The 25,731-nt window shown below is 62.6% G+C and carries 33 protein-coding genes and 1 tRNA gene; 19 read left to right on the forward strand and 15 right to left on the reverse strand.

The window, feature by feature from the left end; translation table 11 throughout:
* Positions 1–3 precede the first annotated feature (3 nt).
* Positions 4–1,503 (forward strand): glycosyltransferase family 39 protein, encoded by a 1,500-nt coding sequence (locus V4R08_RS02355; protein ID WP_335577865.1) that lies wholly within the window; start codon positions 4–6, stop codon positions 1,501–1,503.
* 50 nt (positions 1,504–1,553) lie between these two features.
* Here the strand turns inward: V4R08_RS02355 and V4R08_RS02360 are convergent, their stop codons facing one another.
* The 7 genes from V4R08_RS02360 to V4R08_RS02390 form a co-directional block, all read right to left on the reverse strand.
* Positions 1,554–1,829: a DUF1488 family protein gene (locus V4R08_RS02360; protein WP_335577866.1), complete on the reverse strand. Its 276-nt coding sequence runs from the start codon at positions 1,827–1,829 to the stop codon at positions 1,554–1,556.
* 110 nt (positions 1,830–1,939) lie between these two features.
* A complete protein-coding gene (locus V4R08_RS02365) occupies positions 1,940–2,236 on the reverse strand; it encodes a hypothetical protein (RefSeq protein WP_335577867.1) in 297 nt (98 codons plus the stop codon).
* Positions 2,229–2,498 carry a hypothetical protein gene (locus V4R08_RS02370; RefSeq protein ID WP_335577868.1) on the reverse strand — a complete coding sequence of 90 codons (270 nt, stop codon included), beginning with the start codon at positions 2,496–2,498 and terminating at the stop codon, positions 2,229–2,231. The genes V4R08_RS02365 and V4R08_RS02370 overlap by 8 nt, the downstream gene beginning before the upstream one ends.
* On the reverse strand, positions 2,495–2,632 hold the full coding sequence (locus V4R08_RS02375; protein ID WP_335577869.1) for a hypothetical protein: 138 nt from the start codon (positions 2,630–2,632) through the stop codon (positions 2,495–2,497). Before V4R08_RS02375 ends, V4R08_RS02370 begins: the two co-directional genes overlap by 4 nt.
* Positions 2,633–2,824: 192 nt before the next feature.
* Complete coding sequence (locus tag V4R08_RS02380; protein WP_335577870.1) at positions 2,825–3,184, reverse strand: hypothetical protein; 360 nt, start codon at positions 3,182–3,184, stop codon at positions 2,825–2,827.
* Positions 3,185–3,209: 25 nt separating this feature from the next.
* Entirely contained in the window at positions 3,210–4,847 is a 1,638-nt protein-coding gene (groL, locus tag V4R08_RS02385; protein WP_335577871.1) for a chaperonin GroEL, read from the reverse strand.
* A gap of 163 nt (positions 4,848–5,010) precedes the next feature.
* Positions 5,011–5,328 (reverse strand): co-chaperone GroES, encoded by a 318-nt coding sequence (locus tag V4R08_RS02390; RefSeq protein WP_335577872.1) that lies wholly within the window; start codon positions 5,326–5,328, stop codon positions 5,011–5,013.
* A 450-nt stretch (positions 5,329–5,778) separates the two neighbouring features.
* On the opposite strand from V4R08_RS02390, the gene V4R08_RS02395 reads away from it, so the two are divergent.
* From V4R08_RS02395 to V4R08_RS02415, 5 genes are all read left to right on the forward strand, one after another.
* Complete coding sequence (locus tag V4R08_RS02395) at positions 5,779–6,078, forward strand: usg protein (RefSeq protein ID WP_335577873.1); 300 nt, start codon at positions 5,779–5,781, stop codon at positions 6,076–6,078.
* A 162-nt stretch (positions 6,079–6,240) separates the two neighbouring features.
* A complete protein-coding gene (locus tag V4R08_RS02400) occupies positions 6,241–6,981 on the forward strand; it encodes a competence/damage-inducible protein A (protein ID WP_335577874.1) in 741 nt (246 codons plus the stop codon).
* A gap of 130 nt (positions 6,982–7,111) precedes the next feature.
* A complete protein-coding gene (gene gpt, locus V4R08_RS02405) occupies positions 7,112–7,618 on the forward strand; it encodes a xanthine phosphoribosyltransferase (protein WP_335577875.1) in 507 nt (168 codons plus the stop codon).
* A gap of 48 nt (positions 7,619–7,666) precedes the next feature.
* Entirely contained in the window at positions 7,667–8,443 is a 777-nt protein-coding gene (locus V4R08_RS02410; protein WP_335577876.1) for a hypothetical protein, read from the forward strand.
* 116 nt (positions 8,444–8,559) lie between these two features.
* The gene (locus tag V4R08_RS02415) at positions 8,560–9,165 is read left to right on the forward strand and encodes a 2-hydroxychromene-2-carboxylate isomerase (protein ID WP_335577877.1); all 606 of its coding nucleotides are present in this window, start codon (positions 8,560–8,562) and stop codon (positions 9,163–9,165) included.
* A gap of 76 nt (positions 9,166–9,241) precedes the next feature.
* On the opposite strand, the gene V4R08_RS02420 is transcribed toward V4R08_RS02415, so the two are convergent.
* Positions 9,242–9,625, reverse strand: coding sequence for a hypothetical protein (locus V4R08_RS02420; protein ID WP_335577878.1), 384 nt, complete (start codon positions 9,623–9,625; stop codon positions 9,242–9,244).
* Between the two features lie 230 nt (positions 9,626–9,855).
* Here V4R08_RS02420 and V4R08_RS02425 point away from each other — a divergent pair.
* The 3 genes from V4R08_RS02425 (at position 9,856) to V4R08_RS02435 (ending at position 11,764) form a co-directional block, all read left to right on the forward strand.
* A tRNA-Leu gene (locus tag V4R08_RS02425) sits at positions 9,856–9,944 on the forward strand.
* A gap of 20 nt (positions 9,945–9,964) precedes the next feature.
* Positions 9,965–11,221 carry an aminopeptidase gene (locus tag V4R08_RS02430; protein ID WP_335577879.1) on the forward strand — a complete coding sequence of 419 codons (1,257 nt, stop codon included), beginning with the start codon at positions 9,965–9,967 and terminating at the stop codon, positions 11,219–11,221.
* Between the two features lie 108 nt (positions 11,222–11,329).
* Entirely contained in the window at positions 11,330–11,764 is a 435-nt protein-coding gene (locus V4R08_RS02435; protein ID WP_335577880.1) for a twin-arginine translocation pathway signal, read from the forward strand.
* A 51-nt stretch (positions 11,765–11,815) separates the two neighbouring features.
* Here V4R08_RS02435 and V4R08_RS02440 read toward each other — a convergent pair whose 3' ends face one another.
* Together V4R08_RS02440 and V4R08_RS02445 are read right to left on the reverse strand one after the other, a co-directional pair.
* The gene (locus tag V4R08_RS02440; protein WP_335577881.1) at positions 11,816–13,018 is read right to left on the reverse strand and encodes an FAD-dependent monooxygenase; all 1,203 of its coding nucleotides are present in this window, start codon (positions 13,016–13,018) and stop codon (positions 11,816–11,818) included.
* A 7-nt stretch (positions 13,019–13,025) separates the two neighbouring features.
* Entirely contained in the window at positions 13,026–13,271 is a 246-nt protein-coding gene (locus V4R08_RS02445) for a zinc-finger domain-containing protein (protein WP_335577882.1), read from the reverse strand.
* A gap of 274 nt (positions 13,272–13,545) precedes the next feature.
* Between V4R08_RS02445 and V4R08_RS02450 the strand changes: the two genes are divergently transcribed.
* Positions 13,546–14,649 (forward strand): hypothetical protein, encoded by a 1,104-nt coding sequence (locus V4R08_RS02450; RefSeq protein ID WP_335577883.1) that lies wholly within the window; start codon positions 13,546–13,548, stop codon positions 14,647–14,649.
* Between the two features lie 58 nt (positions 14,650–14,707).
* A complete protein-coding gene (locus V4R08_RS02455) occupies positions 14,708–15,460 on the forward strand; it encodes an alpha/beta fold hydrolase (protein ID WP_335577884.1) in 753 nt (250 codons plus the stop codon).
* On the opposite strand, the gene V4R08_RS02460 is transcribed toward V4R08_RS02455, so the two are convergent.
* Entirely contained in the window at positions 15,446–16,849 is a 1,404-nt protein-coding gene (locus V4R08_RS02460; RefSeq protein WP_335577885.1) for a hypothetical protein, read from the reverse strand. The two genes, V4R08_RS02455 and V4R08_RS02460, sit on opposite strands and share 15 nt — an antisense overlap.
* Before the next feature lie 249 nt (positions 16,850–17,098).
* On the opposite strand from V4R08_RS02460, the gene cysE reads away from it, so the two are divergent.
* Both cysE and V4R08_RS02470 read left to right on the forward strand, forming a co-directional pair.
* Positions 17,099–17,926 carry a serine O-acetyltransferase gene (cysE, locus tag V4R08_RS02465; RefSeq protein WP_335577886.1) on the forward strand — a complete coding sequence of 276 codons (828 nt, stop codon included), beginning with the start codon at positions 17,099–17,101 and terminating at the stop codon, positions 17,924–17,926.
* Between the two features lie 110 nt (positions 17,927–18,036).
* Positions 18,037–18,255, forward strand: a complete 219-nt coding sequence (locus tag V4R08_RS02470; RefSeq protein ID WP_011511027.1) for a DUF3126 family protein — start codon at positions 18,037–18,039, stop codon at positions 18,253–18,255.
* Between the two features lie 8 nt (positions 18,256–18,263).
* On the opposite strand, the gene V4R08_RS02475 is transcribed toward V4R08_RS02470, so the two are convergent.
* Positions 18,264–18,977: a hypothetical protein gene (locus tag V4R08_RS02475; protein ID WP_335577887.1), complete on the reverse strand. Its 714-nt coding sequence runs from the start codon at positions 18,975–18,977 to the stop codon at positions 18,264–18,266.
* Between the two features lie 209 nt (positions 18,978–19,186).
* Between V4R08_RS02475 and V4R08_RS02480 the strand changes: the two genes are divergently transcribed.
* The 4 genes from V4R08_RS02480 to V4R08_RS02495 all read left to right on the forward strand — a co-directional run bounded on the left by V4R08_RS02480 (position 19,187) and on the right by V4R08_RS02495 (position 21,235).
* A complete protein-coding gene (locus V4R08_RS02480) occupies positions 19,187–19,516 on the forward strand; it encodes a DUF6949 family protein (RefSeq protein WP_335577888.1) in 330 nt (109 codons plus the stop codon).
* Positions 19,517–19,553: 37 nt separating this feature from the next.
* A complete protein-coding gene (locus tag V4R08_RS02485; RefSeq protein ID WP_335577889.1) occupies positions 19,554–20,084 on the forward strand; it encodes a gamma carbonic anhydrase family protein in 531 nt (176 codons plus the stop codon).
* 135 nt (positions 20,085–20,219) lie between these two features.
* Positions 20,220–20,630 (forward strand): hypothetical protein, encoded by a 411-nt coding sequence (locus V4R08_RS02490; protein WP_335577890.1) that lies wholly within the window; start codon positions 20,220–20,222, stop codon positions 20,628–20,630.
* A gap of 254 nt (positions 20,631–20,884) precedes the next feature.
* Complete coding sequence (locus V4R08_RS02495) at positions 20,885–21,235, forward strand: FKBP-type peptidyl-prolyl cis-trans isomerase (protein ID WP_335577891.1); 351 nt, start codon at positions 20,885–20,887, stop codon at positions 21,233–21,235.
* Positions 21,236–21,441: 206 nt separating this feature from the next.
* Here V4R08_RS02495 and V4R08_RS02500 read toward each other — a convergent pair whose 3' ends face one another.
* Entirely contained in the window at positions 21,442–22,062 is a 621-nt protein-coding gene (locus tag V4R08_RS02500; RefSeq protein WP_335577892.1) for a transglutaminase-like cysteine peptidase, read from the reverse strand.
* 320 nt (positions 22,063–22,382) lie between these two features.
* Positions 22,383–22,991: a PilZ domain-containing protein gene (locus V4R08_RS02505; protein ID WP_335577893.1), complete on the reverse strand. Its 609-nt coding sequence runs from the start codon at positions 22,989–22,991 to the stop codon at positions 22,383–22,385.
* 253 nt (positions 22,992–23,244) lie between these two features.
* On the opposite strand from V4R08_RS02505, the gene V4R08_RS02510 reads away from it, so the two are divergent.
* Positions 23,245–23,790, forward strand: coding sequence for a cytochrome b (locus V4R08_RS02510; protein WP_335577894.1), 546 nt, complete (start codon positions 23,245–23,247; stop codon positions 23,788–23,790).
* Positions 23,791–23,890: 100 nt separating this feature from the next.
* Here V4R08_RS02510 and purB read toward each other — a convergent pair whose 3' ends face one another.
* Positions 23,891–25,198 (reverse strand): adenylosuccinate lyase, encoded by a 1,308-nt coding sequence (gene purB, locus V4R08_RS02515; RefSeq protein ID WP_335577895.1) that lies wholly within the window; start codon positions 25,196–25,198, stop codon positions 23,891–23,893.
* Between the two features lie 122 nt (positions 25,199–25,320).
* Here purB and V4R08_RS02520 point away from each other — a divergent pair, with 122 nt between their 5' ends.
* Positions 25,321–25,665, forward strand: a complete 345-nt coding sequence (locus V4R08_RS02520) for a DUF1491 family protein (protein WP_335580155.1) — start codon at positions 25,321–25,323, stop codon at positions 25,663–25,665.
* Positions 25,666–25,731: the final 66 nt, after the last annotated feature.

The raw sequence follows: 25,731 nt of genomic DNA on the forward strand, positions 1-25,731 counted from the left end.
GCGATGGGTCTGACCGAGACGCGGTCCGTCCGCGCCGTTGTTCTCACGGTCCTCGCGCTGGTAGCGTTGCGGCTGGTCTTTGCGGCGTTGACGCCGCTGACGTTCGACGAAGCCTATTACTGGACATGGTCGAAGCATCTGGCCGGCGGCTATTACGATCATCCGCCGATGGTGGCGATCGTGATCCGTCTCGGCACCATGATTGCCGGCGATACCGAATTCGGCGTCCGGCTGGTCTCGATCCTGCTGGCGCTGCCGATGAGCTTTGCGGTCTATCGCGCGACAGTGTTGTTGTTCGACAGCACGCGTGCGGCGGCGACGGCAACCGTTCTTCTCAACGTCATGCTGATGGTGGCGGCCGGCACCGTGATCGTGACGCCGGACGCGCCGTTGATGGCGGCATCGAGTTTCGTGCTGCTAAGTCTCGCCGAACTGCTCGTGACCGGACGCGGCGCCTGGTGGCTCGCGGTGGGCGTGGCTGTGGGCGCGGCGCTGGTGTCGAAATATACCGCGCTGTTTTTCGGTCCGGTGATCCTGATCTGGCTGTTGGCCGTGCCGGAATTGCGCCGCTGGCTGAGGTCGCCGTGGCCTTATCTCGGCGGGCTGGTCGCACTGGCGATATTCTCGCCGGTCCTGATCTGGAACGCCGAGCACCATTGGGTGTCGTTCGCCAAGCAGTTCGGCCGCGCGCGCGTGGACCACTTTACGCTTCGCTACATTATCGAGTTGATCCCGACGCAGATCGCCTTCGCGACCCCGCCGGTGTTCGTTCTCGCCGCGATGGGGCTGTTTGCATTGTTGAGGCGCGACGATGGCACGTTGGCCGCGCGGGCGCTGATCAGCGCGACGGTCTGGACGCTGACGATCTATTTCGTCTGGCATTCGCTGCACGCTCGCGTCGAGGCCAACTGGTTCGGACCGATCTATCCGGCGCTGGCGATCGCGGCGGCGGTGGCTGCCGACGTAACGCGCTGGACGTCTCGCGGCCGGCGTGTCGCCGATGCCTGCCGCCGCTGGGCGGTCCCGGTGGGCGTTGCGATGTTGGTGGCGCTGGTGGTGCAGGTGAACACCGGCCTTCTCTCGGGATATCGGCGCGACGCCTCGGTGCGCAGCGTCGGTGTGGGCTGGCGCGAGGTTGCCGCTGAAATCGAGGCGGTGCGCGCGAAGACCGGCGCGCGCTGCGTGCTCGCTCAAAGCTATGGCGTTGCGAGCTGGCTTCGGTTTTATCTGCCGAAGGGCACTTGCGTGGTGCAGCGCTTCGAGCGCATCCGCTGGATCAACGGTCCGCAGCCGGCAGCCGACCAGCTCATGGGCAAGCTGCTCTATGTCGATGACGGAACGGAGGAGTGGGGGCGCCCCGCGCGGTATTTCAATCACGTTGAGACGGTTGCGACCCTCGAACGCAAGCGCGGGCCGCTGACGGTCGAGACCTTCGAGATCGACGTGGTCGCGGACCCCAAGGGCGACGTGCTCGAACCATTGCCGGAGGAGCTGCGGCCGTAAGCCCTCCGTTCAGGACGTCACACGACATGGTGTGCCGTTCGGCTACCGCTTCAGCGAAAGTCGGTGCTGCGCAGGATGAGACCGGGCGGCTTGCCCTCGAATTCCGAGTTCTGGAACTTGCGGATCGCGCAATCCTCGATCCGGTCGCGTAATCGCTCGAACTGCGCCGCGCGCTGGGCAGGCGCGATGCGCCCGGATTTTCCCAGGCTGTCCAGCGCGTCGGTGCTGATGGCGCAGGGGATTTCCACCTTGTCGTTCATCATCGAGAACAGCACGACCATGCGGTCGAATTCGAAGCCGCGAAAGGCTCCGCGTGTCAGCGTCATGACATTGTTTCCTTCTCTGTAGCGAGCGCACCAGATATCCGGCGCCCGATTTCACGTTCATCGACCGCTGCGGAGCAGTCCGCGTTCGACCCAGGCGAACCTATTCGCTCTCAGCCTTCACCGGAGAGCCTGGCAAAATCCGCGATCACGGCCGCGACGAGGTCGCGATGATGGGCATCGGTGTCGGCGAGGCTCGCGGCATACAGGTTTAGCACGTAGCGGGCCTTCGCCGCCGCCTCGTGCCACGAGGCGGCCGGAACCGCCAGCAACTCAATTTCGAGGATGCCCTGCTGTTCGCGAAGAACCTTCGCATGGGTCTCGACCTCGGCCAGCACGCGGCGGATATCGGTGGCTTTTTGCGCAGCCATGCCGCGATGTTTGTCGAGATCGACAGGAGTATCACTCATGTGATGCACTCGCGTCGTTGCGCTGCGCGTCCGACAGATCGACCGAACTGATGGTCACCATTTCCATCGTCGCTGTATGCGAGGCTGCGCCCGGCACCATGATCATGGTGGCGACACGGCGAAAGCAGGGAAACGACAACCCCTCGATCATCTCGTCGTCGGTGACGATCTCGTAAGGACCGGCGGGCAGCAGGCGACCGACGCCCTTCATGTTGAAGGGATGTTTGAAGTAAACTGTTTCCCGCCGCGTTCGCGTCGTCATGATCCGTCTCGCCCGTTTCGCCGCAGCGGAAATGCGATGTCGTCATAGAGGCTGCGAATCTGGTCCACGGTGAACCGCTCCTCGCCGACCTCGGGCAGCGCATTCTGAAGCAACTCTGACGTCAGGCTTTCCATGGCAAAATGGATCGCCTCGGCCGCGTTCGAAAAGCGCCGGTACGTCGTTGAACACGTCCGATCATGCGCTCTTTCGGCCCGGCTCGCTAACGATAACTTTTCAGCCGAAGGCAACGCGAGCCACGTCATCGTGCGGCGAAGGCCTTGTATCGGCAGGCTTTATCGCCATTTGTAGAGGACGACTGCGTTTATTTAGCGCGGCGTTTTTTCGCCAATCAGCCCGCTCACGTTTGAGCCAGGCGATTGATGGATGCGCGGATCAAGGCCGCGCATGACGGGAGAAAGTGCTTCGACGTTCTGCGCATAGTCATGATTTACCGATTCAAACAGCTCGAAAAATTTGAACACACCCCAGCGTTCTCGCGGCGCGCCCCGTGCCATTCGTGCCAACGAAAACACGCGTCCGCAATCTCGCGAAGCAAATGGGCCCGAGGTTTGCGCATTGCCTTCGTTGTCCACCGAAGGCGAAGCCCTCACGCAGAATGCGATTTCCAGTTCATGTAGCGTTTGTCTCCAAACAAAAACCCCAGCATCGCTGCCGGGGTTTTGCATTTCGTAACTGCGAAGGAAGCTTGGATTAGAAATCCATGCCGCCCATGCCGCCGCCTGGCATCGCCGGAGCAGCGCCGCCCTTCTTAGGCAGCTCGGCGACCATCGCCTCGGTGGTGATCAGCAGCGCCGCGACCGAGGCCGCGTTCTGGATCGCCGCACGCACGACCTTGGTCGGGTCGATAATGCCCTTCGAGATCAGGTTGCCGTATTCGCCGGTCTGCGAGTCGAAGCCGTACGAATACTGCTCCTTCTCGAGGATCTTGCCGACAATGACGCTGCCGTCTTCGCCTGCATTGATCGCGATCTGGCGGGCCGGCGCGGACAGCGCCTTGCGCACGATCTCGACGCCGGTCTTCTGGTCGTCGTTCGCGGTCTTGATGCGCTTGAGTTGCTCGGAGGCGCGGAGCAGGGCGACGCCGCCGCCCGGCACGATGCCTTCCTCGACCGCGGCGCGGGTCGCGTGCATCGCGTCATCAACGCGATCCTTGCGCTCCTTGACCTCGACCTCGGTCGCGCCGCCGACGCGGATCACCGCGACGCCGCCTGCGAGCTTGGCCAGACGCTCCTGAAGTTTCTCACGGTCGTAGTCCGAGGTGGTCTCCTCGATCTGCGCCTTGATCTGATTCACGCGCGCCTCGATGTCGGCCTTCTTGCCGGCGCCGTTGACGATGGTGGTGTTCTCCTTGTCGATCATCACCTTCTTGGCCTTGCCGAGCATGGCGAGGGTGACGTTCTCGAGCTTGATGCCGAGGTCTTCGCTGATCGCCTGACCGCCGGTCAGCACGGCGATGTCTTGCAGCATGGCCTTGCGGCGATCACCGAAGCCCGGCGCCTTCACTGCGGCCACTTTCAGGCCACCACGCAGGCGGTTGACGACGAGAGTGGCGAGCGCTTCGCCTTCGACGTCTTCGGCGACGATCACCAGCGGCTTTCCGGTCTGCACCACGGCCTCGAGCAGCGGCAGCAACTCGTTCAGCGAGGAGAGCTTCTTCTCGTTGATCAGGATGTAGGCGTCGTCCATCTCGACGCGCATCTTGTCGGCGTTGGTGACGAAGTAGGGCGAGATATAGCCGCGGTCGAACTGCATGCCCTCGACGACGTCGAGTTCGGTTTCGAGCGACTTGGCTTCTTCAACCGTGATGACGCCCTCGTTGCCGACCCTCTTCATGGCGTTGGCGAGGAACTTGCCGATTTCGGAATCGCCATTGGCCGAGATTGTGCCGACCTGGGCGATTTCCTCGTTCGAGGTGACCTTCTTGGAGTTCCGGACGAGGTCGGCGACCACGGCTTCGACAGCCAGGTCGATGCCGCGCTTGAGGTCCATCGGGTTCATGCCGGCGGCGACCGACTTGGCGCCTTCCCTCACGATCGCAGCGGCGAGGACCGTTGCGGTTGTGGTGCCGTCGCCGGCGGCATCCGCGGACTTGGAGGCGACTTCGCGCACCATCTGCGCGCCCATGTTCTCGAACTTGTCCTCGAGTTCGATCTCCTTGGCGACGGTGACGCCGTCCTTAGTGATGCGGGGTGCGCCGAACGACTTTTCGAGCACGACATTGCGGCCCTTCGGACCGAGCGTGACCTTCACGGCGTTGGCGAGGATATCCACGCCGCGCAGCATCCTGTCGCGGGCTTCGACGCCGAATTTGACATCTTTGGCTGACATGTTGGGTTGTTCCTCAGATTTGATTGCGACGTCATGGCCGGGCTCGTCCCGGCCATCCACGTCTGTCTGCATGGATGGGAAAGAAGACGTGGATCACCGGGCGTAGCAGGCGTAGACTGCGTAAACTTGTCTGCGGTCCCGATGATGACGGCTTCATCGCTGATTACGCGGCCTTCTTCTTGGCGGGAGCGGCGTCGGTGAGAACGCCCATGATGTCGGACTCCTTCATGATGAGGAGATCCTGGCCATCGATCTTGACCTCGGTGCCCGACCACTTGCCGAACAGCACCTTGTCGCCGACCTTGAGATCGATCGGGATCAGCTTGCCGGCTTCGTCACGGCCGCCGGGGCCGATGGCGACGACCTCGCCTTGCGAGGGCTTTTCCTTGACGGTGTCGGGAATGATGATGCCGCCAGCGGTCTTCTCTTCTGCGTCGATGCGCTTGACCACGACGCGGTCGTGAAGCGGACGGAATTTCATGCAGTCCTCCTAAGTTTCTGAAGATAGACGATATTTATGAATTTTGGCAGTCGCGGCCGATGAGTGCCAAGGCGACCGCTCAGGACATAAGCCGCCGCTGGAAGGGGGGCAAGGGTCTGAAGCGGATTTTTTAAGCACTCTAGAATGACGACTGCCAGAAGCCAGAAGAATGACGACTGCCAGAACTGGTTTCGTCAATCTCAACGTCTGGCGCGCCATACTGTTAGCAGACGCGGTAAGTCGCTGCCAGTGTTGAATTTATCAGCATTTTATCGAACTTTAGGCTTGTGATCGGCGTGCTGCGTGTCACATTTTCTTCATGACCCGTTGTGGGATGGCGGCCGTCAGGGCGCTGGTCCCGAACGCGGGTTCGTCGAGGGATTGGAGCGTTACGCAAAAACCGGTCGCCACCTTTTGCCGATAGCGCTGCCTCTCTCAAGGAGGTTTGACATGGTCTCGGAGCATGACGTGCAGTCCGGTGGTGTTTCGGACGACTTTCGCAAGCAGGTGCTGGGCTACGGCCTGACGACGGCGGAAATTCTGTATCGCCGTCCGGATCGGCGGTGGCTGCTCCAAAGCTACGTCTGGCAAAACTACGACATGTTTCCGAAATTCCCGGCGCTGTGCGACTTCCTCGCCTTTTGGGAGAAGCAACTCGACGGACCGCTGGTCTCGGTGACGGTCGCGCATTCGAGGCTGATCAAGCCAGCGGAACTGCGCGCGGTGGACGGCGTGTTCCGGCTGCATTGAGCATTGCCGCTGTGACCAGGCACTGCCAGCTTCCAAGGTGAGATGCGGCGCCAATCACTCAAAACGCGCGGATTTTCGTGCAGCCGAGGCGCACGTTCGCTGTCTTGACGCTGGAGGGGCTGCGCGTCATGTCATGATCGCTGCTGACGGCAAGGAGAGGTCATGGGTGACATCATCACCGCGGGCGTTCTGGTGATCGGCGACGAAATCCTGTCGGGGCGGACCAAGGACAAGAACATCGGCTTCATCGCCGACTATCTGACGAATATCGGAATTGACCTCAAGGAGGTTCGCATCGTTGCCGACGATGAAGCCGATATCGTCGCGGCGCTGAACGCGCTTCGCGCCCGGTACACCTATGTCTTCACCACCGGCGGCATCGGCCCGACGCACGACGACATCACCGCCGACAGCGTCGCAAAAGCCTTTGGCGTCGGCATCGATCATCATCCCGAGGTGGTGGAGCGGTTCAAGGAACGCTACAAGAAACCGGGCGAATTGAACGAGGCAAGGTTGCGCATGACGCGCATCCCGGATGGCGCCGAACCGATCCAGAGCGCGACCATTCTGGCGCCCGGTTTCAGGATCGGCAACGTCATCGTCATGGCGGGAGTACCATCGATCATGCAGGCGATGATGGATATCGTCGCGCCGACGCTGCAAGCGGGCGAGCGGATGCTGTCGGAATCGGTGCGCGGCGATTGCCGCGAGGGTGACATCGGCACGCCGCTGCGCGCGATCGCCGAGGCGCACCCGGACACCACCATCGGCAGCTATCCGTTTCTCGACGAGACCGGCAAGCCGAATACAAGCCTTGTGGTGCGCTCGCGCGATCGGGCCAAGCTGACGGCGGCGATGGACGCGGTGAGGGCGATGCTGGCGGGGCTCAAGGCGGCGCAGTAAACCGACCTTCGCTTGTCCGGCTGCGCGTCACTCGCGCGCAAGCGCCGGAATGCCGATACGATGAGACTGGATTGTCGGGCTCATACGCTGCAAGAGAGGCGCTCGTGGCTCGTGACGAGGGAAAAACCAAGTGACCGCAAACGCGACTCCCGCCAAGGCCTTTCCGGTGTCCTGGGACCAGTTTCACCGCGACTGCCGGGCGCTGACCTGGCGGCTGAACGAGACCGGACCGTTCCATGCGGTGGTCGCGATCACCCGCGGCGGCCTCGTGCCTGCGGCGATCGTGGCGCGCGAACTCGGCGTTCGCGTCATCGATACGGTATGTATCGTGAGCTACGACCACAACCGGAAAAGCGAATTGAAGGTGCTTAAGGACATTTCCGATGCGACCGCGAAACTCGGCGGCGGCACCGGCAAGGGCCTTCTGGTCGTCGACGATCTTGTCGATACCGGCGCTACCGCGCGGGTGGTGCGCGCCAGGATTCCGGATGCGCATTTCGCCACTGTCTACGCCAAGCCGCTCGGCAAGCCGCTGGTCGATACGTTCATCACCGAGGTCTCGCAGGACACCTGGATTTATTTCCCGTGGGATCTCGACCTTGCCTTCGCCCCGCCGTTGCGCGACGGCGCGGCGTGATTTTTGGAACTAACCCTTGGTCGTCATTCCGGGGCACGAGTAAAACGAGTGAACCCGGAATCCATACTCCCCGCCATGGTTATGGATTTCGGACAGCCGCTTCGCGGCTTCCGGAATGACGGTAGCAAGGTGCGCGAGACCCTCGACACGCAAAGGGCTGAGCTATTGCAGATCATCATCCGTCCCCTGCAAAACCGCGTCACGCCTTCAGGCGACATCGTCGCGGTGCCGACGCGCGGCACCTTCACCGGCAATCGCGGCATCATTCACGATCCGGCGACGCGGACGCTGCTGAAGCGGCGCTGGACCACAAAAGCCTGGCTCGTCTGCGTTTGCGAATTCCGTGGCCGCCGCCGCGATGTGATGGCGACGCGGAGCTGGACCGAGTTGTTCTTTCTCGACGAGGCGACGGCGTTCGCGGCAGGGCATCGCCCGTGTTTTCATTGCCGTCGCGCGGATGCCAACGCGTTTCGTGCCGCGTGGGAGCGCGGCAATCGCGCCGGCGGCCTGCGCGCGCCCGAGATCGACGCGGTGCTTCATGCAGAACGGCTGGATGGCCGCGCGAAGCGGCTGCATCCGCTGCCGATGCCGCTCGACGAATTACCCGATGGCGCGATGGTTCAGGCGGGCGACGACAGTTTTGTGATCGCGGACGGTCGGCCGCTGCGGTGGACGTTCGACGGCTATCGTGAAGCGAGTTTGCCGCTCGCAGACGTGCGGCTGATCACACCGCCGTCCACGGTGCGGGCCTTGCAGTCCGGCTATCGCACGGTGCTGCACGGGAGCGCGACAGGTGCGGCGCCGCAGCAGGACAAGCGTATGTGAGCGTTCGACGTCATGGCACCGAGTCTTTGTTGGCATCCCCGTTTATCTTGAGTGAGAGTTGACAAGACACCGATGGCTGGGCCAAGCCGACCAGACGAAACAAAGGAAGCAGGCCTATGATCGAATTCTTCTTCGACTGCTCCAGTCCCTGGACCTATCTCGCTTTCCACAACATCCAGCCGCTGGCGAAAGAATTTGGCGAACAGATCTCGTGGCGGCCGATTCTGGTCGGCGGAATATTCAATGCCATCAATCCGAGCGTCTATGCTTCGCGGGAAAAACCCGTGGCGGCGAAAGACCGCTATATGAAGAAAGATCTCGCGGACTGGGCGCGAGCGGCGGGGCTCGAGATCAAGATGCCGCCGACGGTGTTTCCGGTGAACAGCGTCAAGGCTATGCGCGGCTGCCTCTGGCTCGGCAACGATGCGATGGTTCCGTTCGCCAGGTCGGTGTTTGAGGCCTATTGGCGCGATGACAAGGACATCTCGCGCGAGCCGGTGCTGGCCGAGATCTGCAAATCGCTCGAGATCGATCCGGAAAAACTTCTGACCGGCATCGGCGATGAAGGCATCAAGAACGAACTCAAGGCCAACACCGATGAGGCGATCGCGCGCGGTGCGTTCGGGTCGCCGACGATCTTCCTTAACAAGACCGATATGTATTTCGGCAACGACCGCCTGCCGCTGATCCGCGACGCGCTGCAACGCAAGAAGGCCGCGTGATATCCGCGTGCCGCCGTTTGCCGCGAACCCGGTCGGCCGCGGAAATTCTGCAAGAGCACATCCCTACGTCTCCTTTTTAGATCTTGAGAAACGCGCGGGCGCGCGTAACTAGTCCACCATGCTCGGAGTTGGAGTTTGGCATCGCAGCGATTAGCTCGATTACCTTCTCGGCTTCCTTCAACCTGGTTTCGGCCACAATACGACGCCTGCCCTCCCTGCCGAGTTGCTCGCCGATCGACCGGTGAGATTGATCCAGCGCATCCCATTCCGCAGCAGCGTTTCTCAGCGCCTCGGCCTGCGATTCGATGAGGTCGGCGGCCGCCGCGCAAGCCTTCGCGGCATCCTTCACAACGACACCGTGCCAAAGTTCAGTGAGGTTGTGCTGGTAGCCCTCCCGAAGCATCTCGGCGTCTTGCCGCAACCGCTCCACCAGGTTGGCCACGTCCTCGCTTGGGATCATCGGGTCGTCTCCTGCATCATCTCAATCAGGTCCTGAAAATACTTCGACAATGGTGAATGCAATAGGCGGTATCGATCCGCTTGCGGATTTCTTTGAGGTGCTCACAGCGCCGCGGTGCAGCCGGTTGCTGTGCTCGCGCCTCCTCCGGAGAACGGGAGATGAACGTAATTTGCAAAACGCGAGGGGCCTGCCATTGCATTTCCTGTCTAAGTGTTTGAAAAGAAATGCGCGCGGGCATGGCGGAATCGGTAGACGCAAGGGACTTAAAATCCCTCGGCTCGTAAGAGCTGTGCCGGTTCGAGTCCGGCTGCCCGCACCATATGTTCAGGATGAGTTCGTATGACCCAGCATCAGCGCAATATTGTCACGCCCATCGATCCGGTAAAACTGGATCGTCTCGCCGAAGTCGCGGTCAAGGTGGGCTTGCAACTTGCGCCGGGGCAGGACCTCCTGATCACCGCGCCCGCCGCCGCGCTGCCGCTGGTGCGGCGGATCGCCGAACATGCCTACAAGGCCGGTGCGGGGCTGGTGATGCCGTTCTTCTCCGATGAAGACATCACGCTGTCGCGCTACAGGTTCGGGCCGGACGCGAGTTTCGATCGTGCCGCAGGCTGGCTCTATGAGGGTATGGCGAAAGCGTTTACCGCGAACACCGCACGGCTCGCCGTTGTCGGCGACAATCCGATGCTGCTCTCGGGCGAGGATGCTGCGAAAGTCGCCCGCGCCAACAAGGCGAACTCCATGGCCTACCAGCCGGCGCTCGAGAAAATCGTCGGCTTCGACGTCAATTGGAATATCGTCGCTTATCCGGGCACGGCCTGGGCGCAACTGATGTTTCCCGACGATAGCGAAAGCGACGCGGTGGCGAAACTGGCGGACGCGATTTTTTCAGCCTCGCGCGTCGACAACGACGATCCGATCGCGAACTGGACCGCGCACAACGTCGCCTTGCAACAGCGCACAAATTGGCTCAACGGCCAGCGCTTCCATGCCCTGCATTACTCGGGGCCCGGCACCGACCTGACGGTCGGCCTCGCCGACGGCCATGAATGGGTCGGCGGCGCGTCCACGGCGAAAAACGGCATCGTCTGCAATCCGAACATTCCAACCGAGGAGGTGTTCACGACGCCGCATGCGTTGCGGGTCGAAGGCCACGTCCGCAGCACCAAGCCGTTGTCGTATCAGGGCACGCTGATCGACGACATCGCCGTGCGCTTCGAGCAGGGTCGCATCGTCGAGGCCAAGGCGTCGCGCGGCGCCGACGTGCTGAACAAGGTGCTGGATACGGATGAGGGCGCGCGACGGCTCGGCGAGGTCGCGCTGGTGCCGCATTCCTCGCCGATTTCGAAGAGCGGCCTGTTGTTCTACAACACGCTGTTCGACGAGAACGCGGCCTGCCACATCGCGCTCGGCCAGTGCTATTCGAAATGCTTTGTCGACGGAGGCAAGCTGTCGCCGGAGCAGATCGCGGCGCAGGGCGGCAACAAGAGCTTCATTCACATCGACTGGATGATTGGGTCCGGCGAGATCAATATCGATGGCATCGGCAGCGACGGCAACCGCGTTCCCGTCTTTCGCAAGGGAGAGTGGGCGTAAGCCGCCTGATCGCACGGGCGGCCTCAATGCGGTCACGAGCCGGTGCTTTACGCAGTTTTAATCGGGTGCTTTACGCAGCTTCAATGCAGTCGGCCTGAACAGGGGACCATGTCGGACCGTATCGTCAACGACCGTCGTCAGTGGCTATCCGCCGCCGCGATCGCGTTGCTGGTCGCGGCCGGCGGTCTTTCCGGTTGTGCCAACCTCGGTGACGGTCCGGTCTCGGGGGCGTTCGTCGATCCCGCGAAGTACGATCTCTACGATTGCCCGCAACTCGACGCGCAGCGCAAGTCTTTGGCGGCGCGCACCGCCGAATTGCAGAGGCTGATCGACAAGGCCCATACCGGCGTCGCCGGCTCCGTGGTCGGCGAAGTGGCATATCGCAACGATTACATTACGGTTCGCGCTTCGGCAAAGCTCGCCGAGGAGGTATGGCAGCGGAACAAGTGTCACGAGGCGGCGCCTGCCGCAATCATAGCCCCGGCGAGCAGCGCGGGCGGTGCGCCGCCACCGAGGCGCCGCTCCGGCAGCGCCGTTTACTGATCTCCGACGATCCCGCAATGACGGATAAGTAAATGAGCCAGATCGACTGATTCAGGGCCGCCAATTGTAGATCCAGTCCTGACGCGCCAGCATACGCTGCGGTCCCATAGCCCTGATGGCGAGATCGCGCGCCAGAGCGGCGGCTCCTCCGAGATGGTAAATCCGCCCGTTCCGTTGCGCGAGCGCCTGCACGTGTGCGACGCGCGCGCGGCGCAAGCTTGTGTAGCGCGCAAGCGCAACGGCAGCGCCATCGGTGCTCTCGTTCGCGGCTTCGCCGAGACACTGCGCCAGGACCGCAGCATCCTCGATCGCCATGCCCGCTCCCTGCGCGGCAAACGGCAGCATTGCGTGGGCGGCATCGCCGAGCAAAGCCATGGCGTCGCGGTGCCACGCGGCCATCGGGGGAATCGTAAACAGCGCCCACTTGCGCCAGCCGTTTACGGCGTCGATCATCATGCGCGCCGGCTCAGACCAGCGCGCTTGTGCGAACCGGCGCTTGATGTCCGCAGCGTCGCCGGCGGCGCTCCAGCCGGGCTGATTCCAGGTGTCCGGCACCACAGCGACGATGTTGATCTGCCTTCCGCCCGACATCGGATAGGCCACGAGATGCGCGTCTGGTCCCATCCAGAGCCGCACGCGGCGCGCGGTCATGTCGTGCGGCAATTGCGCCGCCTCGATGGTCCCGCGCCACGCGGTCAGGCCGGAAAACAGCGGCCTCACATCCGGAAAGAGTTGATTGCGCAGCGCGGACCACACGCCATCGGCGCCGATCAGCACCCATGCAGTCTCCTGCCGGCTTGTCACGCCGTGACGCACATCCAAAGTTACGCCATTGCCGTGCGCCGCCGCGCTTTCGATCGCGGCGCCGAGGCGCAATTCGATGCCGGGATGATCGCGAACCTGTTCCAGCAGCGCCGCCTGCAGGCCGGCGCGATGCATTACCCAGTAAGGCGCGCCTGCGCGCAACGTTGCCGCGTCGCCAAGCGGCAGGCGGCAGATCTCGCCGCCGTGCCGCGCGCTCATGATACTGACGGCCTCCGGCACGAGTGCGCGTGCGGACAGGCGCGCGTGCAGGCCGAGGTCGATCAGGATGCGACTTGCGTTCGGCGACAGTTGCAGGCCCGCGCCGGTCTCTTCGAGGCGCTCGGCTGTCTCGATGATGAGGATGCGAAAGCCCTTGGCGGCCAGCGCAAGCGATGCCGTCAAACCTCCGATCCCGGCACCGGCGACAACGACTGTGCGCGACCGGGTCACAGGCCGATCAGGCCGCCTTGTCTCTCACCACGCATTCCGGGGGGCGGGCCTGTCCGGCGTCGAGATCGGTTGCGAAGCGGAACAGCGTCGAACAATACGGGCAGATGATCTCGTTATCATTCCCGAGGTCGAGAAAGACGTGCGGGTGATCGAATGGCGGATTGGCTCCGACACACATGAATTCCCGCGAGCCGATCTCGATAACGGCGACGCCGGCATCGTTATGAAAGTGGGGGACGACGTGATCAGACATGCTTTCCACCTCGGGTCGTTGCGCGACATTTAAAGCGCCGGATATGACGCGCCGAATACGCAACGACAATCGCGCCGCACCATACTGACCGGCACTTCCGATTTCTAGATCACCGGAAACAGATTTGGAAAATTTTGCGGGTCAATTATCCATACACATTCGACATAATTCTGTCGTCTGGGAGAAGCCCTTCTTTCGTCGGGGAAGTTGTGTCTGAATAACGGCACACCACCTTTAGGCGTACGACGAAGGCAGGTCTGGCGGGATTTCGACGATGCGATGGCGAATGGGCAGCACGACGACGGGGGCGGCGATATGCGCAACGGCGTTCGCCCTGCTGTGGCCGCATGCCAGGGATGCCGGCGCCGTGCTGATTGCGCAGGACGATCCCGCGCGCCTGTCCGATCTTCAACTCGATTCCGTACTTCGGAAGAATCCGGCACTGGTCGAGCAGAACATCGAGGCCGCGCTTGCGGCGCAAGATCCTGACCTCGCCAACAGCTTTGTCGATCTCGCGGCAGCGAGGGGAATACCGATACCCGGCGAGTTGTCGCAACGCGCCACTGAGGCCGTCGGAGAAGAAAATTCTACCGAACACATGGCCAAGAGATTTTTCACGGGGTTGGTCACCGGCAATGCCGATGACGGCGCGAGCCTGTCGGGCACGGTGGCGGGCGATCTGTGCGTATTCGGCGATGTCCGGGACATCATGCGCGAGGGCAAGCACCTGGCGATGGGCGAGGACACCGACCGGCTGTTGCTGGGGCTTGCCGCAACGGGTCTCGTTGTGACGGCGGCCACCTTTGTGTCCGTCGGCGGGGCGGCTCCTGCCCGCGCTGGCCTCACGCTGGTCAAGGATGCCCGGAAGGTTGGGCGGCTCGGTGAAGGTCTAAGCCAATGGGCGGGCCGTTCGGCGCGCGAGATGGTCGACACGCGAAAACTGCAAAATGCCGTCGCGACGGCGGCGCTGGCACGGCCGCGTCAGACCGCCGGCGCGATCAAGGCTGCGATCCGCGCCGAGAAGGCCGGCGGACTGGTGCGTCTCGCCAAGGATGTCGGCCGCATTGGCGAAAAGACCGGGACACGGGGCGCGCTCGACACGCTGCGGATCGCCCAGGGACCAAAAGATGTCGCGCGCGCAGCGCGGCTCGCCGGGGCCAAAGGCGGCCAGACCCGTGCGATCATCAAGATTTTGGGACGCGGGGCGCTCCTGCTCACCGCCGGCGCGTTCAATCTCGCGATGTGGGTGCTCAGTGCGGTGTTCGCGCTGTTCGGTTTCCTGTCATCAATCAAGGCCACGACCGAGCGCCTGACACTGTCATGGCTGCAACGTTCAAAAGCCAGGCGGCTGCGGCGACAGTCCGCCGCGCTGTCGTAAACTTCTCACCGGTCGTTTGCCGACCATCTCGTTGCCATCCCGATTCACGGACTTGCTGATGCCGAGCTTTCATTACGGCGACGTTGAAATTGCCTACCTCGACGAGGGCGAGGGCGACCCCGTCATTCTCGTGCATGGTTTTGCGTCGAGCAAGAACGTGAACTGGGTGTATCCGACCTGGGTGTCGGAATTGCGCAAAAACGGGTTCCGGGTGATCGCGTTCGACAATCGCGGCCACGGCGATTCCAGCAAGCTCTACGATCCGGAAGACTATCACATCGGCACGATGGCGAGCGACATTACCGCGCTGATGGATCACCTTGCCATCGCGCGGGCCGACGTCATGGGCTATTCGCTCGGCGCACGGATGACGGGAATTCTGGCACAGACGCGGCCTGAACGGGTGCGCTCCGGGATTTTCGGCGGTCTGGGTCTCGGCCTGATCGCTGGCGGCGGCCCCGGCGAAAGCGTCGCCAGGGCGTTGGAAGCGCCGTCACTGGACGACGTGACCGATCCGTTCGGCCGCACGTTTCGCGCATTCGCCGATCAGACCCGCTCCGATCGTCGTGCGCTGGCGGCGTGTTTGCGCGGATCGCGGCGGCTGATGACGGAAGCGGAGGTCGCCAGCATCAAGGTGCCGACGCTGATAGCGGTCGGCACCAAGGACGAGATCGCGGGATCGGCGCAGGCGCTTGCGAACATCATCCCCGGCGCGGAGGTGCTGGACATTCCGAACCGCGACCACATGCGCGCCGTGGGTGACAAGGTTTACAAGGAGGGCGTGCTGGAATTTCTGTCACGCCGGCCGTGAGGTCGTTCCAAAGCGATTGGTGAGGTATCGCGCCGCCGCGATCAGTACCACGAATGTTGCGATCCAGACCATGCGCGCACCGTAGCGGTTGTGGGGGCCGGAAATCACGCCACAGATGAAGGCGTTGCCGAGCAGTGCGACGCAGACTGTCGCGGCGAGCAGTTCGACGTCGTCAAGGCGCCGTCGCCACAGCGCCGCAAGGGCGATGCCGGCGAGCAACAGCATCGAGGTGAGCGCGACCGGAACGTGAATCCAGTTGATCGCCGCGAACTTGATGTTCCAGTGCTGCTGACGCGCGGCGCGCATGGCCTTCACCTGTTCCGGCAGATAGCGCTCGATGATGCCATAGGTGTGCGGAATCCAGCCGGTGGTGCCTTCGCCGGTGCCGACTTGCACGAGTTGTTCTGCCGTTGCTTCGACCGCCGCTTCGGTCTGCCAGAGCGGATAGGCGGCCAGTGCTTGTGTTGCGATGAATTCCATCTCGTCGTTCATGCCTTCGAAGCGGCCAAGCTTGTTGAACACGCTGTCGTTGCCCCAAAGAAAGTCGTCCGCTGTTGCCGGCAGTTGGTTGCGGTAGGGGCAGAGCTTCAACTTGATCTTGTCGCAGTGGTCGTTGAGGTAGCGCGCGACGATGCCGTCCTGCATCATGCGCCCGAACGACACGCCGGCACCGCCCGGCGTCCAGGCAAGCCGGCCCGACAGTGCGTAATTCGCCGCCAGCAGCATGGCCGCGCCGGCGACGAGCGTCAGGCAGCCCTGAACCAGGCCGGCGAGCGGAATCCTTCGGCCAAGCCATGGCTTGACGACCCATCCAGCGCAACACAGGCCCGCCAGCACACCGAACGTCGCTGTGTGGGTCGCAGCAGCGAACGACGTATACAGAAACAGCGAGACCCGCTCGATGGTCGAGAGCTTGCCGTTGTGCACGACGAGGATAAATAACGCGAGTACTGCCAGCCCCGCGAAAATGTCGGTCAGCAACATGCTGGCGAGCCACGGTAGCGCCGTGGTCAGGATCAGGATCACGGCGATGGCGAGAAGCCGCAATGGCTGCGCCATGGAGAGTACGCGCAGGGTCAAATGCAGGATCCACAGCGTCAGCAGAGCCTGACATGCCAGATTGAGCCAGAAAAACGAGTCCTTCCCCAAATGAAGGTAGATGCCGTACACGGTCGAGCGGCTCGGCTCGAGATAGCCCTCGTACCAACGCGCCAGATAGCCGCCGGTATCGTATTCCAGCAGCGGATAGCCGTTCCAGATCGCGGGGGCGAGCAGAAGAACGGGAATGACGATAGCCGCGATCCAGGCCCAGGGCGCTCTGGCGGCGCGCGCGTATAGGACTTGGGTAGAAATGGGGTTCTCTCCGGTGGGCGGCGCACCATTCCGCATCTTGAGTGTCCGGCGCAAATGCATAACTTGTTTGACGTAAATTGGCCCGAAGGTGGCCTGAACTGTGAGAATTCCGAGCCGCCCCGTGGTAAAGCGAAGCCCGCCGGCGGCCCGATATTATGCGGTCGTTCAATTGCTTAGATCGTCGGTTAACCCTAAGCATGTCGGATGAATATCGGCTGAACGGCGAGGACAACGACGTCGCGTCATGCTATGCTGCGCGCCGGAATTTGAGGTTGCGAGACGACCATGGCGATCCAGCACGTCAATTCGCAGAATTCGAAGCTTGCGGCGCTCGATCCGATCTGGGATCGCATCCGCGGCGAGGCCGAGGACATCGTTCGCCGCGAACCTGAATTGGCATCCTTTATCTATTCGACGGTCTTGCATCACGATCGGCTTGAGGCGGCGGTGGTGCATCGCGTCGCCGAGCGGCTCGACCATTCTGCGTTGTCGGGCGACCTGATCCGTCAGACTTTCGACGAGGCGCTGCGCGACGATCCCGATATCGGCAACGCGTTCCGCGCCGATCTGGTGGCGGTGTACGACCGCGACCCGGCGACGTCGCGGTTCATCGATCCGCTGCTCTACTTCAAGGGCTTCCATGCCATCCAGAACCACCGCCTCGCGCACTGGCTCCATCGGAAAGGCCGCAAGGATTTCGCCTACTACCTGCAGAGCCGCGCCTCGGCGGTGTTCCAGACCGACATCAATCCCGCGGCGACAATCGGCCGTGGCATCTTCCTCGATCATGCCACCGGCTTCGTGGTCGGCGAAACCGCCGTCATCGAGGATGACGTGTCGATCCTGCATGGCGTGACGCTCGGCGGCACCGGCAAGGAGAATGAGGACCGCCATCCGAAGATCCGCCATGGCGTGCTGATCGGCGCGGGCGCGAAGATTCTCGGCAACATCGAGGTCGGACATTGCGCGCGCATCGCCGCCGGATCGGTCGTCGTGAAGGCGGTGCCGCACAATGTCACCGTCGCGGGGGTTCCGGCCAGGATCGTCGGCACGGCCGGCTGCTCGGAGCCGTCGCGCACGATGAACCAGATGCTGAATGCGATGGGACTTTAAAAGACCGGCGAAAAATTCTTTTTGGATATTTGAGGTTCGAATAAACCGGTAGCGGCGCAAGCCGTCTCGCTCTAGAACCCTGCGAGCCCCAGATCATAGCGGAGACCGCCGTGGACGTTCAGGAAGTCAGAAAGCTCGACGCTTATCTCAAGCGCGTGTTCGGCAATCCCAGGATTCGCGTGGTGCCGCGGCCGAAGAAGGATGACTCGGCCGAGGTGTATATCGGCGAGGAGTTCATTGGCGTGCTGTTCGTCGATGACGAGGACGACGACCGCTCGTTCCAGTTCCAGATGGCGATCCTCGAGGAGGATCTGGCTGACGTCGGCTAATCACCGCGCTAGCTTTGCGGTTCGTGCAATTGCTGCACCAGCCGCTCCATCGCACCGGCCACGTCGCGCCACTCTGTCAGCCATTGCCGCGGAAAGCGGAACGTCAGGTCAGCGCCGCCGATGCGGCGTTCGCTCAGGCACATGCCCGGCGTCGCCGCATCGCGGGTGCATCGCGTCACCAGTGCCGGCGCCTCGGCAGAGAACAAATCTTCGCCCGCATACGGCGTGCCGTCGCGGAACGCGCGCATCGACAGCCCCTCCCGAGGTTGCGTCCGGGTCGCGTCGAGATAGCGCGGATAGATGGTGCGGACGAGGATGTCCGGCGCCAGCGAATCGTGATGCGCGGCGATCGACAGGAAGATGCGGTCGATCGGCTGCGGCGTATCTTCGATCGTCTCGGCGGTGACATGCCTTGGCGCGTCCGGCGCCGCCAGCGAGGGATAGGCGAAATTCAGATCGACGCGTTCCTGCGGTCCCGAATGTTTTTGAACTTTTCGGCGGAAGGCGTGCTGCGGCACGTTGAACAACGTCTCGCCGATACTGACCGGCAGCCGCTCATTGTTGTCAAACGCCTTGGACGTCCAGGTCGGCCACAACAGCCAGGCGACTGCCGTTACCGCAGGCGCCGCGATCAGGACGGCTGCGAGAAGCGGAGCGAGATGACCGCGCTGCGGTTTAACTGATCCGCGCGATCGGCGCGGGACGGACGACAGCAGGGTCATGCGGCAGGGTGGGGCTTTTCCGAGGACGAATCAGGCGCGACTATGCCACGCATTGTGGAGTTTTCATGGGGCAGGTCGGGCTGCACCGCACACGCCGCGAAAGGTCGCGGCCGCGTGCCGCGTTAACCCTTCCTTAAGGATAAGGTGGCGGGGAGAGCGGTATTTTGCGAAGCAAAGGACGTCGTGGTCGTGTAACGGACGTCCTTTCGATGTCGCCGGATGCATTGAATTCCTTCTTCGCCCTGTGCCTCGGATTCGCCATCGCGGGCACGCTGGCCAGCGGCTATCAGGCGTTCGTCAAACGTCCCGCTGGCTTCGGATTGCTGCAGCAGGGCGTTGTTGCAAGGGCCTTCGCCGCGGTGCCGTTCCTGGTGTTCGCTGCGCCCTTCATCATCATGCGCAACACGCTTCGCGGACGACGCATCGAACGCCGCCGCTTTGAATTCGTCATGATGGCGACCGTGATCGCCGGGTTCTGGAGCTTGATGTCTGGCACCTGCGTGGTGATGACGCTGCAGGCGGTCGGGTTGCTCGCCTGAACTGGGCCATGGCATGGTCTTCCTGCAGGAGGCCGTCATGGCGATTTACGAACTCGACGGGCAGGCGCCCGACCTTCCGAAAAGCGGACGCTATTTCATCGCCGACACCGCCGCGGTGATCGGCAGGGTTCGCCTGCGCGAGAACGCGAGCGTCTGGTTCGGCGCGGTGCTGCGCGGCGACAACGAGTGGATCGAGGTCGGCGAGGGGTCCAATGTCCAGGACGGCAGCACCTGCCATACCGACGAGGGTTTTCCGCTGACGATCGGGGCCAACTGTACGATCGGTCATAACGTTATACTGCATGGCTGCACCATTGAGGATGGTGCGCTGATCGGTATGGGCTCGATCGTCATGAACGGCGCGCGGGTCGGCCGTGGCTGCATCGTCGGCGCCGGCGCGCTGGTCACCGAAGGCAAGCAATTCCCGGAATATTCCATGATCGTCGGCGCGCCGGCGCGCGTAATCCGCACGCTGGAGCCTGTCCAGACCGAGGCGATGCGAAGCGGCGCGAAGTTCTACGCAGCAAACGGGCTGCGCTTCAAAAAGGGCCTGAATCGGATCGGTTGAGATTCGGCAGTACCTTGTGCGGATCGCGGAGAATTGAGCCAAAATTCGAGCGAATGAAGGTCGCCGGAAGAAACAATCGGGCACGGCCGGCGTATGTCATCGGTGGGACGAAGGGAAGCTGGACGGAGTTTGACGATGTTGCGCAAAACGATGATCGCATTGCTGGCGGTTGCCGCGGTGGGACTGGCCTCGCCGACCACTGCCTCGGCCCGCGGCGGCCACGGTGGATTTGGCGGTGGTGGTGGATTTCATGGCGGCGGCGGGTTTCATGGCGGTGGATTCCATGGCGGCGGATTTCACGGCTTCCACGGAGGCTTCCATAACCACGGGTTTTATGGCCGCGGCTTTGGTATAGGGCTCGGTTTCGCGTCGCCTTATGCCTATGGCTGGGGCTATCCCTACGACGATTATGGCTATTACGGTTATTACGGCTATCCTTACGGCTACAGCAGCTATTACGACGACGACGGCGGCTGCTATCTGAGCCGCCGCCGGGTCCACACCCGCCACGGTTGGCGCTGGCAGCGGGTCGAAGTCTGCCGCTGATCGCGGACATTCCAACGATCTGATGGCGGCGTGCGCAGTTCGCGCGCCGCCTCAACATTGACGAGCCCCGCAAAAAGCCGTGGTCGTCGCGCAGCCCTTGGGTTAGACATGTGCGCCGATCACAGGCTGGAGAATGCGGCGATGCGGGCGTTTCGGTGTGCGGGCGTTTTGGCGTTTGCTCTTGCGATTGCGTCGGGCAGCATCGTTCTGATCGATGCTCCGGCCACAGCAGCGGCCAGACCGCGGAGAAAATCATGACTACAGCATCAGGTTTGCAGATCACGGACACCAAGGATGGGGAGGGCCCGTCCCCGCAGCCCGGCCAGATCTGCATCATGCATTACACCGGCTGGCTCTATGTGAACGGGCAGAAGGGCGACAAGTTCGACAGCTCGGTGGACCGCAACGAGCCTTTCGAATTTCCGATCGGCAAGCGTCGGGTCATTGCAGGCTGGGACGAAGGCATTATGACCATGAAGGTCGGCGGCAAGCGCACGCTCATCATCCCGCCGGAGCTTGGCTACGGCCCGCGCGGCGCCGGCGGCGTCATTCCACCCCATGCGACGCTGATCTTTGAGGTTGAACTGCTCGGCCTGAGGGCCTGAGCCGCCGCTGTCGGCAAAGCCGATCCGCTGCTTGGGACTCCGGCACGTCGCGCTTCGAGGGGCGTGATCTGCTCCGGGAAGTGACTCTCCTTCAAACAGGCTGCTCTGAAAAGGGGTGCGGCCAGCCCTTGGGGGAGGCTGGCCGCGCGCGATCCGGTCTGGGACGGGGAGGGGTATGACCGGTCGCGGGTCTCGTGTTCTCTTGTTTATCGTGAGCTGGCCGTTGCGACCGCCGGATGGTTGTCGTCGAGCGCAACCCAGACATCAGGGTCGCTTTGCGATTGCCGTTTCATGAAGCGGTAGCCGGTCTTGGTCCAGGCCACGACGTCCTCGTTCTGGTTGTCGAGAATGAATTCGCCCTTGTCGGTTTTGACGGTCAGGACGGCATGACCGTCGCCCTGCTTGTCGCGAACCACCGTGATCAGCAACGCCTCGCGCGGCCAGCCCGCGTCGATCAGCATCTTGCGTTTCAACAGGACGTAGTCCTCGCAATCGCCGTAGCCGTCGGTCGGCAGCGACCACTTTTCGACGACGCCCCAGTGTTCCTGGTCCGTCATCGGCTTGATGGTTTCGTTGACCCAGCGGTTGACCTTCAAAAGATCGCGCCAGGCGTCAGGCGTCAAAACGATATCCCGCGGCTGCGTTGCGCCGTTGTGGCATTCCTTCGGATTGTCGCCGCAGAATTCGACCCAGCCGATCGGCGCCCGCGTGGTGCCGCCGAGACTTGCATAAAGCTGCCGTGCTTCTGCAGCGCCCACCGGCGTCGCTAGCCCCCATAGGACGGCGGCAACGACCGCCAGTCCCACTCCCTGTCCCCTGTTGACCATTGTGGCCCCCGTTTCTTGTTGGGACCACATTTCACACAAAGGATTTGCATCGCCGCTAAGTACTCGAAGTGTATTTGAACCGAATGCAAGTAAAGTTTTCCGCCAATTGAATCTGTACTTGAATCGAATTCGATTAAAATTTTAAGAGATCGCACTTGATTCAAATTTTAGATGTTAGCGATTGAAGCCCGCTAAAATCGGGGTTTCCGCATCGGAACGCGCGTGGCGTTAACCGAAAAATCGCTGCGCAACCGCGGCCTCCAACGCGGAGGAAGCCGCCGGCGGGGATCGCAAAGTCGGGAGTTTGCGAGAACCGCCGTTTACCGGGCGGTGACGTTATCTTCGAGAGTGTCGGGATGCTGCTCGTGAACGAACTCGAGCGCGAAGCCGTCTTCCAGGTTTCGGACCACGCGGGCGAGCACCTTGCCGAGCGCGACCCGGGACTGTAGCGGCGGCCTTGTTTCGGCCGAGATGGCGGCGCCCGACATCGACAGATCGACGATCCGGCATGTGATCCTGGTGCCGTCCTCGAGCGTAAGGGTCGCGATCGGGCTGCGTGGCACGATGCGGTCGTGGCGGCGGTCTTCGGGAAGGTTGAGGATATCGCGGTTGGCAAGCCAGGTGAGTTGCGCTGCGAGCTTGTCGCGCTTGCGGGGTGTTGCGCTGACGCTCATGGCGAACCCGCTATCCACAATCCGGGTGATCTTGCCTTCGACCCGGCCGATGTGGTCGAGATAGGCGACGATCCGGTCACCGACGTTGCCGATGCCGGGCGCAAGCATCGCCAGCCCGCCCGGGGACATATTGATGATCTGGCAAGGAAACTCGCGCCGGTCCGGCAGCATATAACGGCCCAGCAGGTGCACCTTGACCCGCTGAAATCGCCGGCGCTCAACCGGAAGGCTTGAGATTTTCTGCGCCAACGCCATAAATCGGTCCACCGGTCGACCGGTAATCGGTATTGGTGAACCCTACGGTTGTCAGGGTTAACGCGGCGTTAGCGATCCAGGGCGGTCCTCGATTGCGCGGGTCAATCCGTGTCCGGCGTTATGCACGCGGAACATCCTTAGACCGATTCCAATCATCACATGGTGTTGGCGACACCGGAGGGGCTTGTTGAAACCTCCCGGCCATGGCCTCTGGGGCAAAACGTAACCCGCTATCTGAAAGCACGAGTCGGCCATGCTTCGGAACTCAACCACTACCTGGGGCGCCCTGTCCCGCGCCTTTCACGGGATCCTTGGTATCGCGGTCATCGCCATGCTGGCCTATGGTTACTGGTTCAACCACTTCGTGCCGAAGGCGGACAAGCTCTTCCATCGCTCGATCCATGCCGACATCGGCTATGTCATCCTTCTGCTGATGGTCCTTCGCCTGATCTGGCGCGGCCTCAATCCGGTCCCGGCGCCGCCCGACGGCTCACGGGTGTGGGAGCGAGCGCTGGCGCACGTCAATCACTGGGCGCTCTATGCGATCACGATCGTCGTGGCGCTGCTCGGCTGGGCGCATTCCGGGGCGCATAAACCGGATTATGCCGACTGGTTCGGGCTGTTCCGGGTGCCGCAGTTCACCTCGGAAAATCGCGACAATGCCCGCTTCTTCGAGCACTGGCACATCTGGCTCGCCTACGTGCTGATCGGACTGGTTGTCCTGCATTTCCTCGCGGCGCTCTACCATCGCTTCATCAAGCGCGACCGCGTGGTGGCGCGGATGGTGACGGGCGAGTGAATACATCGCCGTGTCATTGCCGGGCTTGACCCGGCAATCCATCCCTTGAAGGAGGATGGATGCATGGATCAAGTCCACGCTTGACGAACCGATAAACGGTTCAGCTCTCCCCGAACACACGCCTGAAGATCGTCTCGACGTGTTTGAAGTGATAGTTGAGGTCGAACTGCTCGGCGATCTCGGCATCCGACATGTATGCCTTCACATCGGCGTCGTTCTTCAGCAGCGTCTGGAAGTCGCCTTCGCCGCGCCACACCGGCATGGCGTTGCGCTGCACCAGCCTGTAGGCGTCCTCGCGGCTCGCGCCTTTCTGCGTCAGCGCGATCAGGACGCGCTGCGAATGCACGAGCCCGCCGAGGCGATCGAGGTTCTTCTGCATGGTGGCGGGATAGACCAGCAACTTGTCGATCACGCCCGCGAGGCGATTGAGCGCGAAGTCGAGCGTCACCGTGGCATCGGGACCGATCATGCGCTCGGCCGAGGAGTGCGAGATGTCGCGCTCGTGCCACAGCACCACGTTCTCCAGCGCCGGCGTCACAAAGGCGCGCACCATGCGGGCAAGCCCGGTGATGTTCTCGGTCAGCACCGGATTGCGCTTGTGCGGCATCGCCGACGAACCCTTCTGACCCTCGGAGAAGAATTCCTCGGCCTCCAGCACCTCGCTGCGTTGCAGGTGGCGGATCTCGGTGGCAAGACGCTCCATCGACGACGCGATAACGCCCAGCGTCGCGAAGAACATCGCGTGGCGGTCGCGCGGGATTACCTGCGTCGAGACCGGCTCGGGGGTCAATCCCATCGCCCTGGCGACGTGCTCCTCCACGCGCGGATCGATCTGCGCGAAGGTGCCGACCGCGCCCGAGATCGCGCAGGTCGCGACCTCCTTGCGGGCGGCGATCAGGCGTTCCTTGGCACGCGTGAACTCCGCATAGGCGTAAGCGAGCTTGAGCCCGAAGGTCACCGGCTCGGCGTGGATGCCGTGCGAGCGGCCGATGGTCGGCGTCATCTTGTGTTCGAACGCGCGCGTCTTCAGCGCCCCGAGCAGCTTGTCGATGTCGGCGATCAGGATATCGGCGGCGCGGGTGAGCTGGACGTTGAGGCAGGTGTCGAGCACGTCGGAGGAGGTCATGCCCTGATGCACGAAGCGCGCCTGGGGACCGACGATTTCGGCAAGATGGGTGAGGAAGGCGATGACGTCGTGTTTCGTCTCGCGCTCGATGGCGTCGATGCGCGCCACGTCGAACGTCGCGTCTTTCGCCTTGGCCCAGATGGTTTCGGCCGCTTCTTTCGGAATCACGCCCAGTTCGGCCTGGGCGTCCGCCGCGTGGGCCTCGATCTCGAACCAGATCTTGAAACGGGTCTGCGGCTCCCAGATCGAAGCCATTTCCGGGCGGGTGTAACGGGGGATCATCGACGATCCTTGAGGTTTTCAGGGATGATGCCGCGCTTTAGCAGAGCTGTCGGAAGGACACAAACGATGCGGATTGAATGTCGAACTGGCGCTGCTTCCGCGAACGGCCTATCGTCATCCCCATGCGTTTGAAATCGAGTATATGGGTTGCGGCATATCTGCGCCGCTGTCAGACCGAGGGCATATTCGGCGCGGTGCGCCGGCGTGGTGCCGAGGAGGCCGGCGCCGTGTTCATCAAGCTGGCGCTTCTTGACGGCAACGCGATGCTGTACGCCCCGGCGCCGCAAGCCGTATACGATGACAGCCGGCCGGTTGAACGGGTTTTTGCTCCGTCATCAAGCGAGCCCGTTGCCGAGCAGGCGGTCGAAGAGCGCCTTGTGAAGGAAGTGCGGTTCGATCCAGACGCCTGGATCGTTGAAATCGAAGACAGGGCAGGGCGGCACTTCCTCGACTTAGCGCCGACATGACGAAGCAGTTTCAGTATTTGCTGTCGGCGATTTGACGCGCTCCCGTGACCCAGCGCCGCAGTTTCG

The organism is Nitrobacter sp. NHB1 (genome assembly GCF_036964665.1).
Lineage (GTDB): Bacteria > Pseudomonadota > Alphaproteobacteria > Rhizobiales > Xanthobacteraceae > Nitrobacter.

Bases quoted from the DNA above. Each gene is read 5' to 3' on its own strand.
- V4R08_RS02370 (WP_335577868.1), bottom strand. From the start codon at position 2,498: ATGACGACGCGAACGCGGCGGGAAACAGTTTACTTCAAACATCCCTTC.
- V4R08_RS02415 (WP_335577877.1), top strand. From the start codon at position 8,560: ATGATCGAATTCTTCTTCGACTGCTCCAGTCCCTGGACCTATCTCGCT.
- V4R08_RS02430 (WP_335577879.1), top strand. From the start codon at position 9,965: ATGACCCAGCATCAGCGCAATATTGTCACGCCCATCGATCCGGTAAAA.
- V4R08_RS02380 (WP_335577870.1), bottom strand. From the start codon at position 3,184: ATGCAAAACCCCGGCAGCGATGCTGGGGTTTTTGTTTGGAGACAAACG.
- V4R08_RS02455 (WP_335577884.1), top strand. From the start codon at position 14,708: ATGCCGAGCTTTCATTACGGCGACGTTGAAATTGCCTACCTCGACGAG.
- V4R08_RS02520 (WP_335580155.1), top strand. From the start codon at position 25,321: ATGCGTTTGAAATCGAGTATATGGGTTGCGGCATATCTGCGCCGCTGT.
- V4R08_RS02485 (WP_335577889.1), top strand. From the start codon at position 19,554: ATGGCGATTTACGAACTCGACGGGCAGGCGCCCGACCTTCCGAAAAGC.
- V4R08_RS02480 (WP_335577888.1), top strand. From the start codon at position 19,187: ATGTCGCCGGATGCATTGAATTCCTTCTTCGCCCTGTGCCTCGGATTC.
- V4R08_RS02450 (WP_335577883.1), top strand. From the start codon at position 13,546: ATGCGATGGCGAATGGGCAGCACGACGACGGGGGCGGCGATATGCGCA.
- V4R08_RS02445 (WP_335577882.1), bottom strand. From the start codon at position 13,271: ATGTCTGATCACGTCGTCCCCCACTTTCATAACGATGCCGGCGTCGCC.
- V4R08_RS02420 (WP_335577878.1), bottom strand. From the start codon at position 9,625: ATGATCCCAAGCGAGGACGTGGCCAACCTGGTGGAGCGGTTGCGGCAA.
- V4R08_RS02460 (WP_335577885.1), bottom strand. From the start codon at position 16,849: ATGCGGAATGGTGCGCCGCCCACCGGAGAGAACCCCATTTCTACCCAA.
- V4R08_RS02490 (WP_335577890.1), top strand. From the start codon at position 20,220: ATGTTGCGCAAAACGATGATCGCATTGCTGGCGGTTGCCGCGGTGGGA.
- V4R08_RS02355 (WP_335577865.1), top strand. From the start codon at position 4: ATGGGTCTGACCGAGACGCGGTCCGTCCGCGCCGTTGTTCTCACGGTC.
- purB (WP_335577895.1), bottom strand. From the start codon at position 25,198: ATGATCCCCCGTTACACCCGCCCGGAAATGGCTTCGATCTGGGAGCCG.
- cysE (WP_335577886.1), top strand. From the start codon at position 17,099: ATGGCGATCCAGCACGTCAATTCGCAGAATTCGAAGCTTGCGGCGCTC.
- V4R08_RS02400 (WP_335577874.1), top strand. From the start codon at position 6,241: ATGGGTGACATCATCACCGCGGGCGTTCTGGTGATCGGCGACGAAATC.
- V4R08_RS02435 (WP_335577880.1), top strand. From the start codon at position 11,330: ATGTCGGACCGTATCGTCAACGACCGTCGTCAGTGGCTATCCGCCGCC.
- V4R08_RS02475 (WP_335577887.1), bottom strand. From the start codon at position 18,977: ATGACCCTGCTGTCGTCCGTCCCGCGCCGATCGCGCGGATCAGTTAAA.
- V4R08_RS02360 (WP_335577866.1), bottom strand. From the start codon at position 1,829: ATGACGCTGACACGCGGAGCCTTTCGCGGCTTCGAATTCGACCGCATG.
- V4R08_RS02510 (WP_335577894.1), top strand. From the start codon at position 23,245: ATGCTTCGGAACTCAACCACTACCTGGGGCGCCCTGTCCCGCGCCTTT.
- V4R08_RS02375 (WP_335577869.1), bottom strand. From the start codon at position 2,632: ATGGAAAGCCTGACGTCAGAGTTGCTTCAGAATGCGCTGCCCGAGGTC.
- V4R08_RS02500 (WP_335577892.1), bottom strand. From the start codon at position 22,062: ATGGTCAACAGGGGACAGGGAGTGGGACTGGCGGTCGTTGCCGCCGTC.
- groL (WP_335577871.1), bottom strand. From the start codon at position 4,847: ATGTCAGCCAAAGATGTCAAATTCGGCGTCGAAGCCCGCGACAGGATG.
- V4R08_RS02390 (WP_335577872.1), bottom strand. From the start codon at position 5,328: ATGAAATTCCGTCCGCTTCACGACCGCGTCGTGGTCAAGCGCATCGAC.
- V4R08_RS02505 (WP_335577893.1), bottom strand. From the start codon at position 22,991: ATGGCGTTGGCGCAGAAAATCTCAAGCCTTCCGGTTGAGCGCCGGCGA.
- V4R08_RS02495 (WP_335577891.1), top strand. From the start codon at position 20,885: ATGACTACAGCATCAGGTTTGCAGATCACGGACACCAAGGATGGGGAG.
- V4R08_RS02365 (WP_335577867.1), bottom strand. From the start codon at position 2,236: ATGAGTGATACTCCTGTCGATCTCGACAAACATCGCGGCATGGCTGCG.
- V4R08_RS02395 (WP_335577873.1), top strand. From the start codon at position 5,779: ATGGTCTCGGAGCATGACGTGCAGTCCGGTGGTGTTTCGGACGACTTT.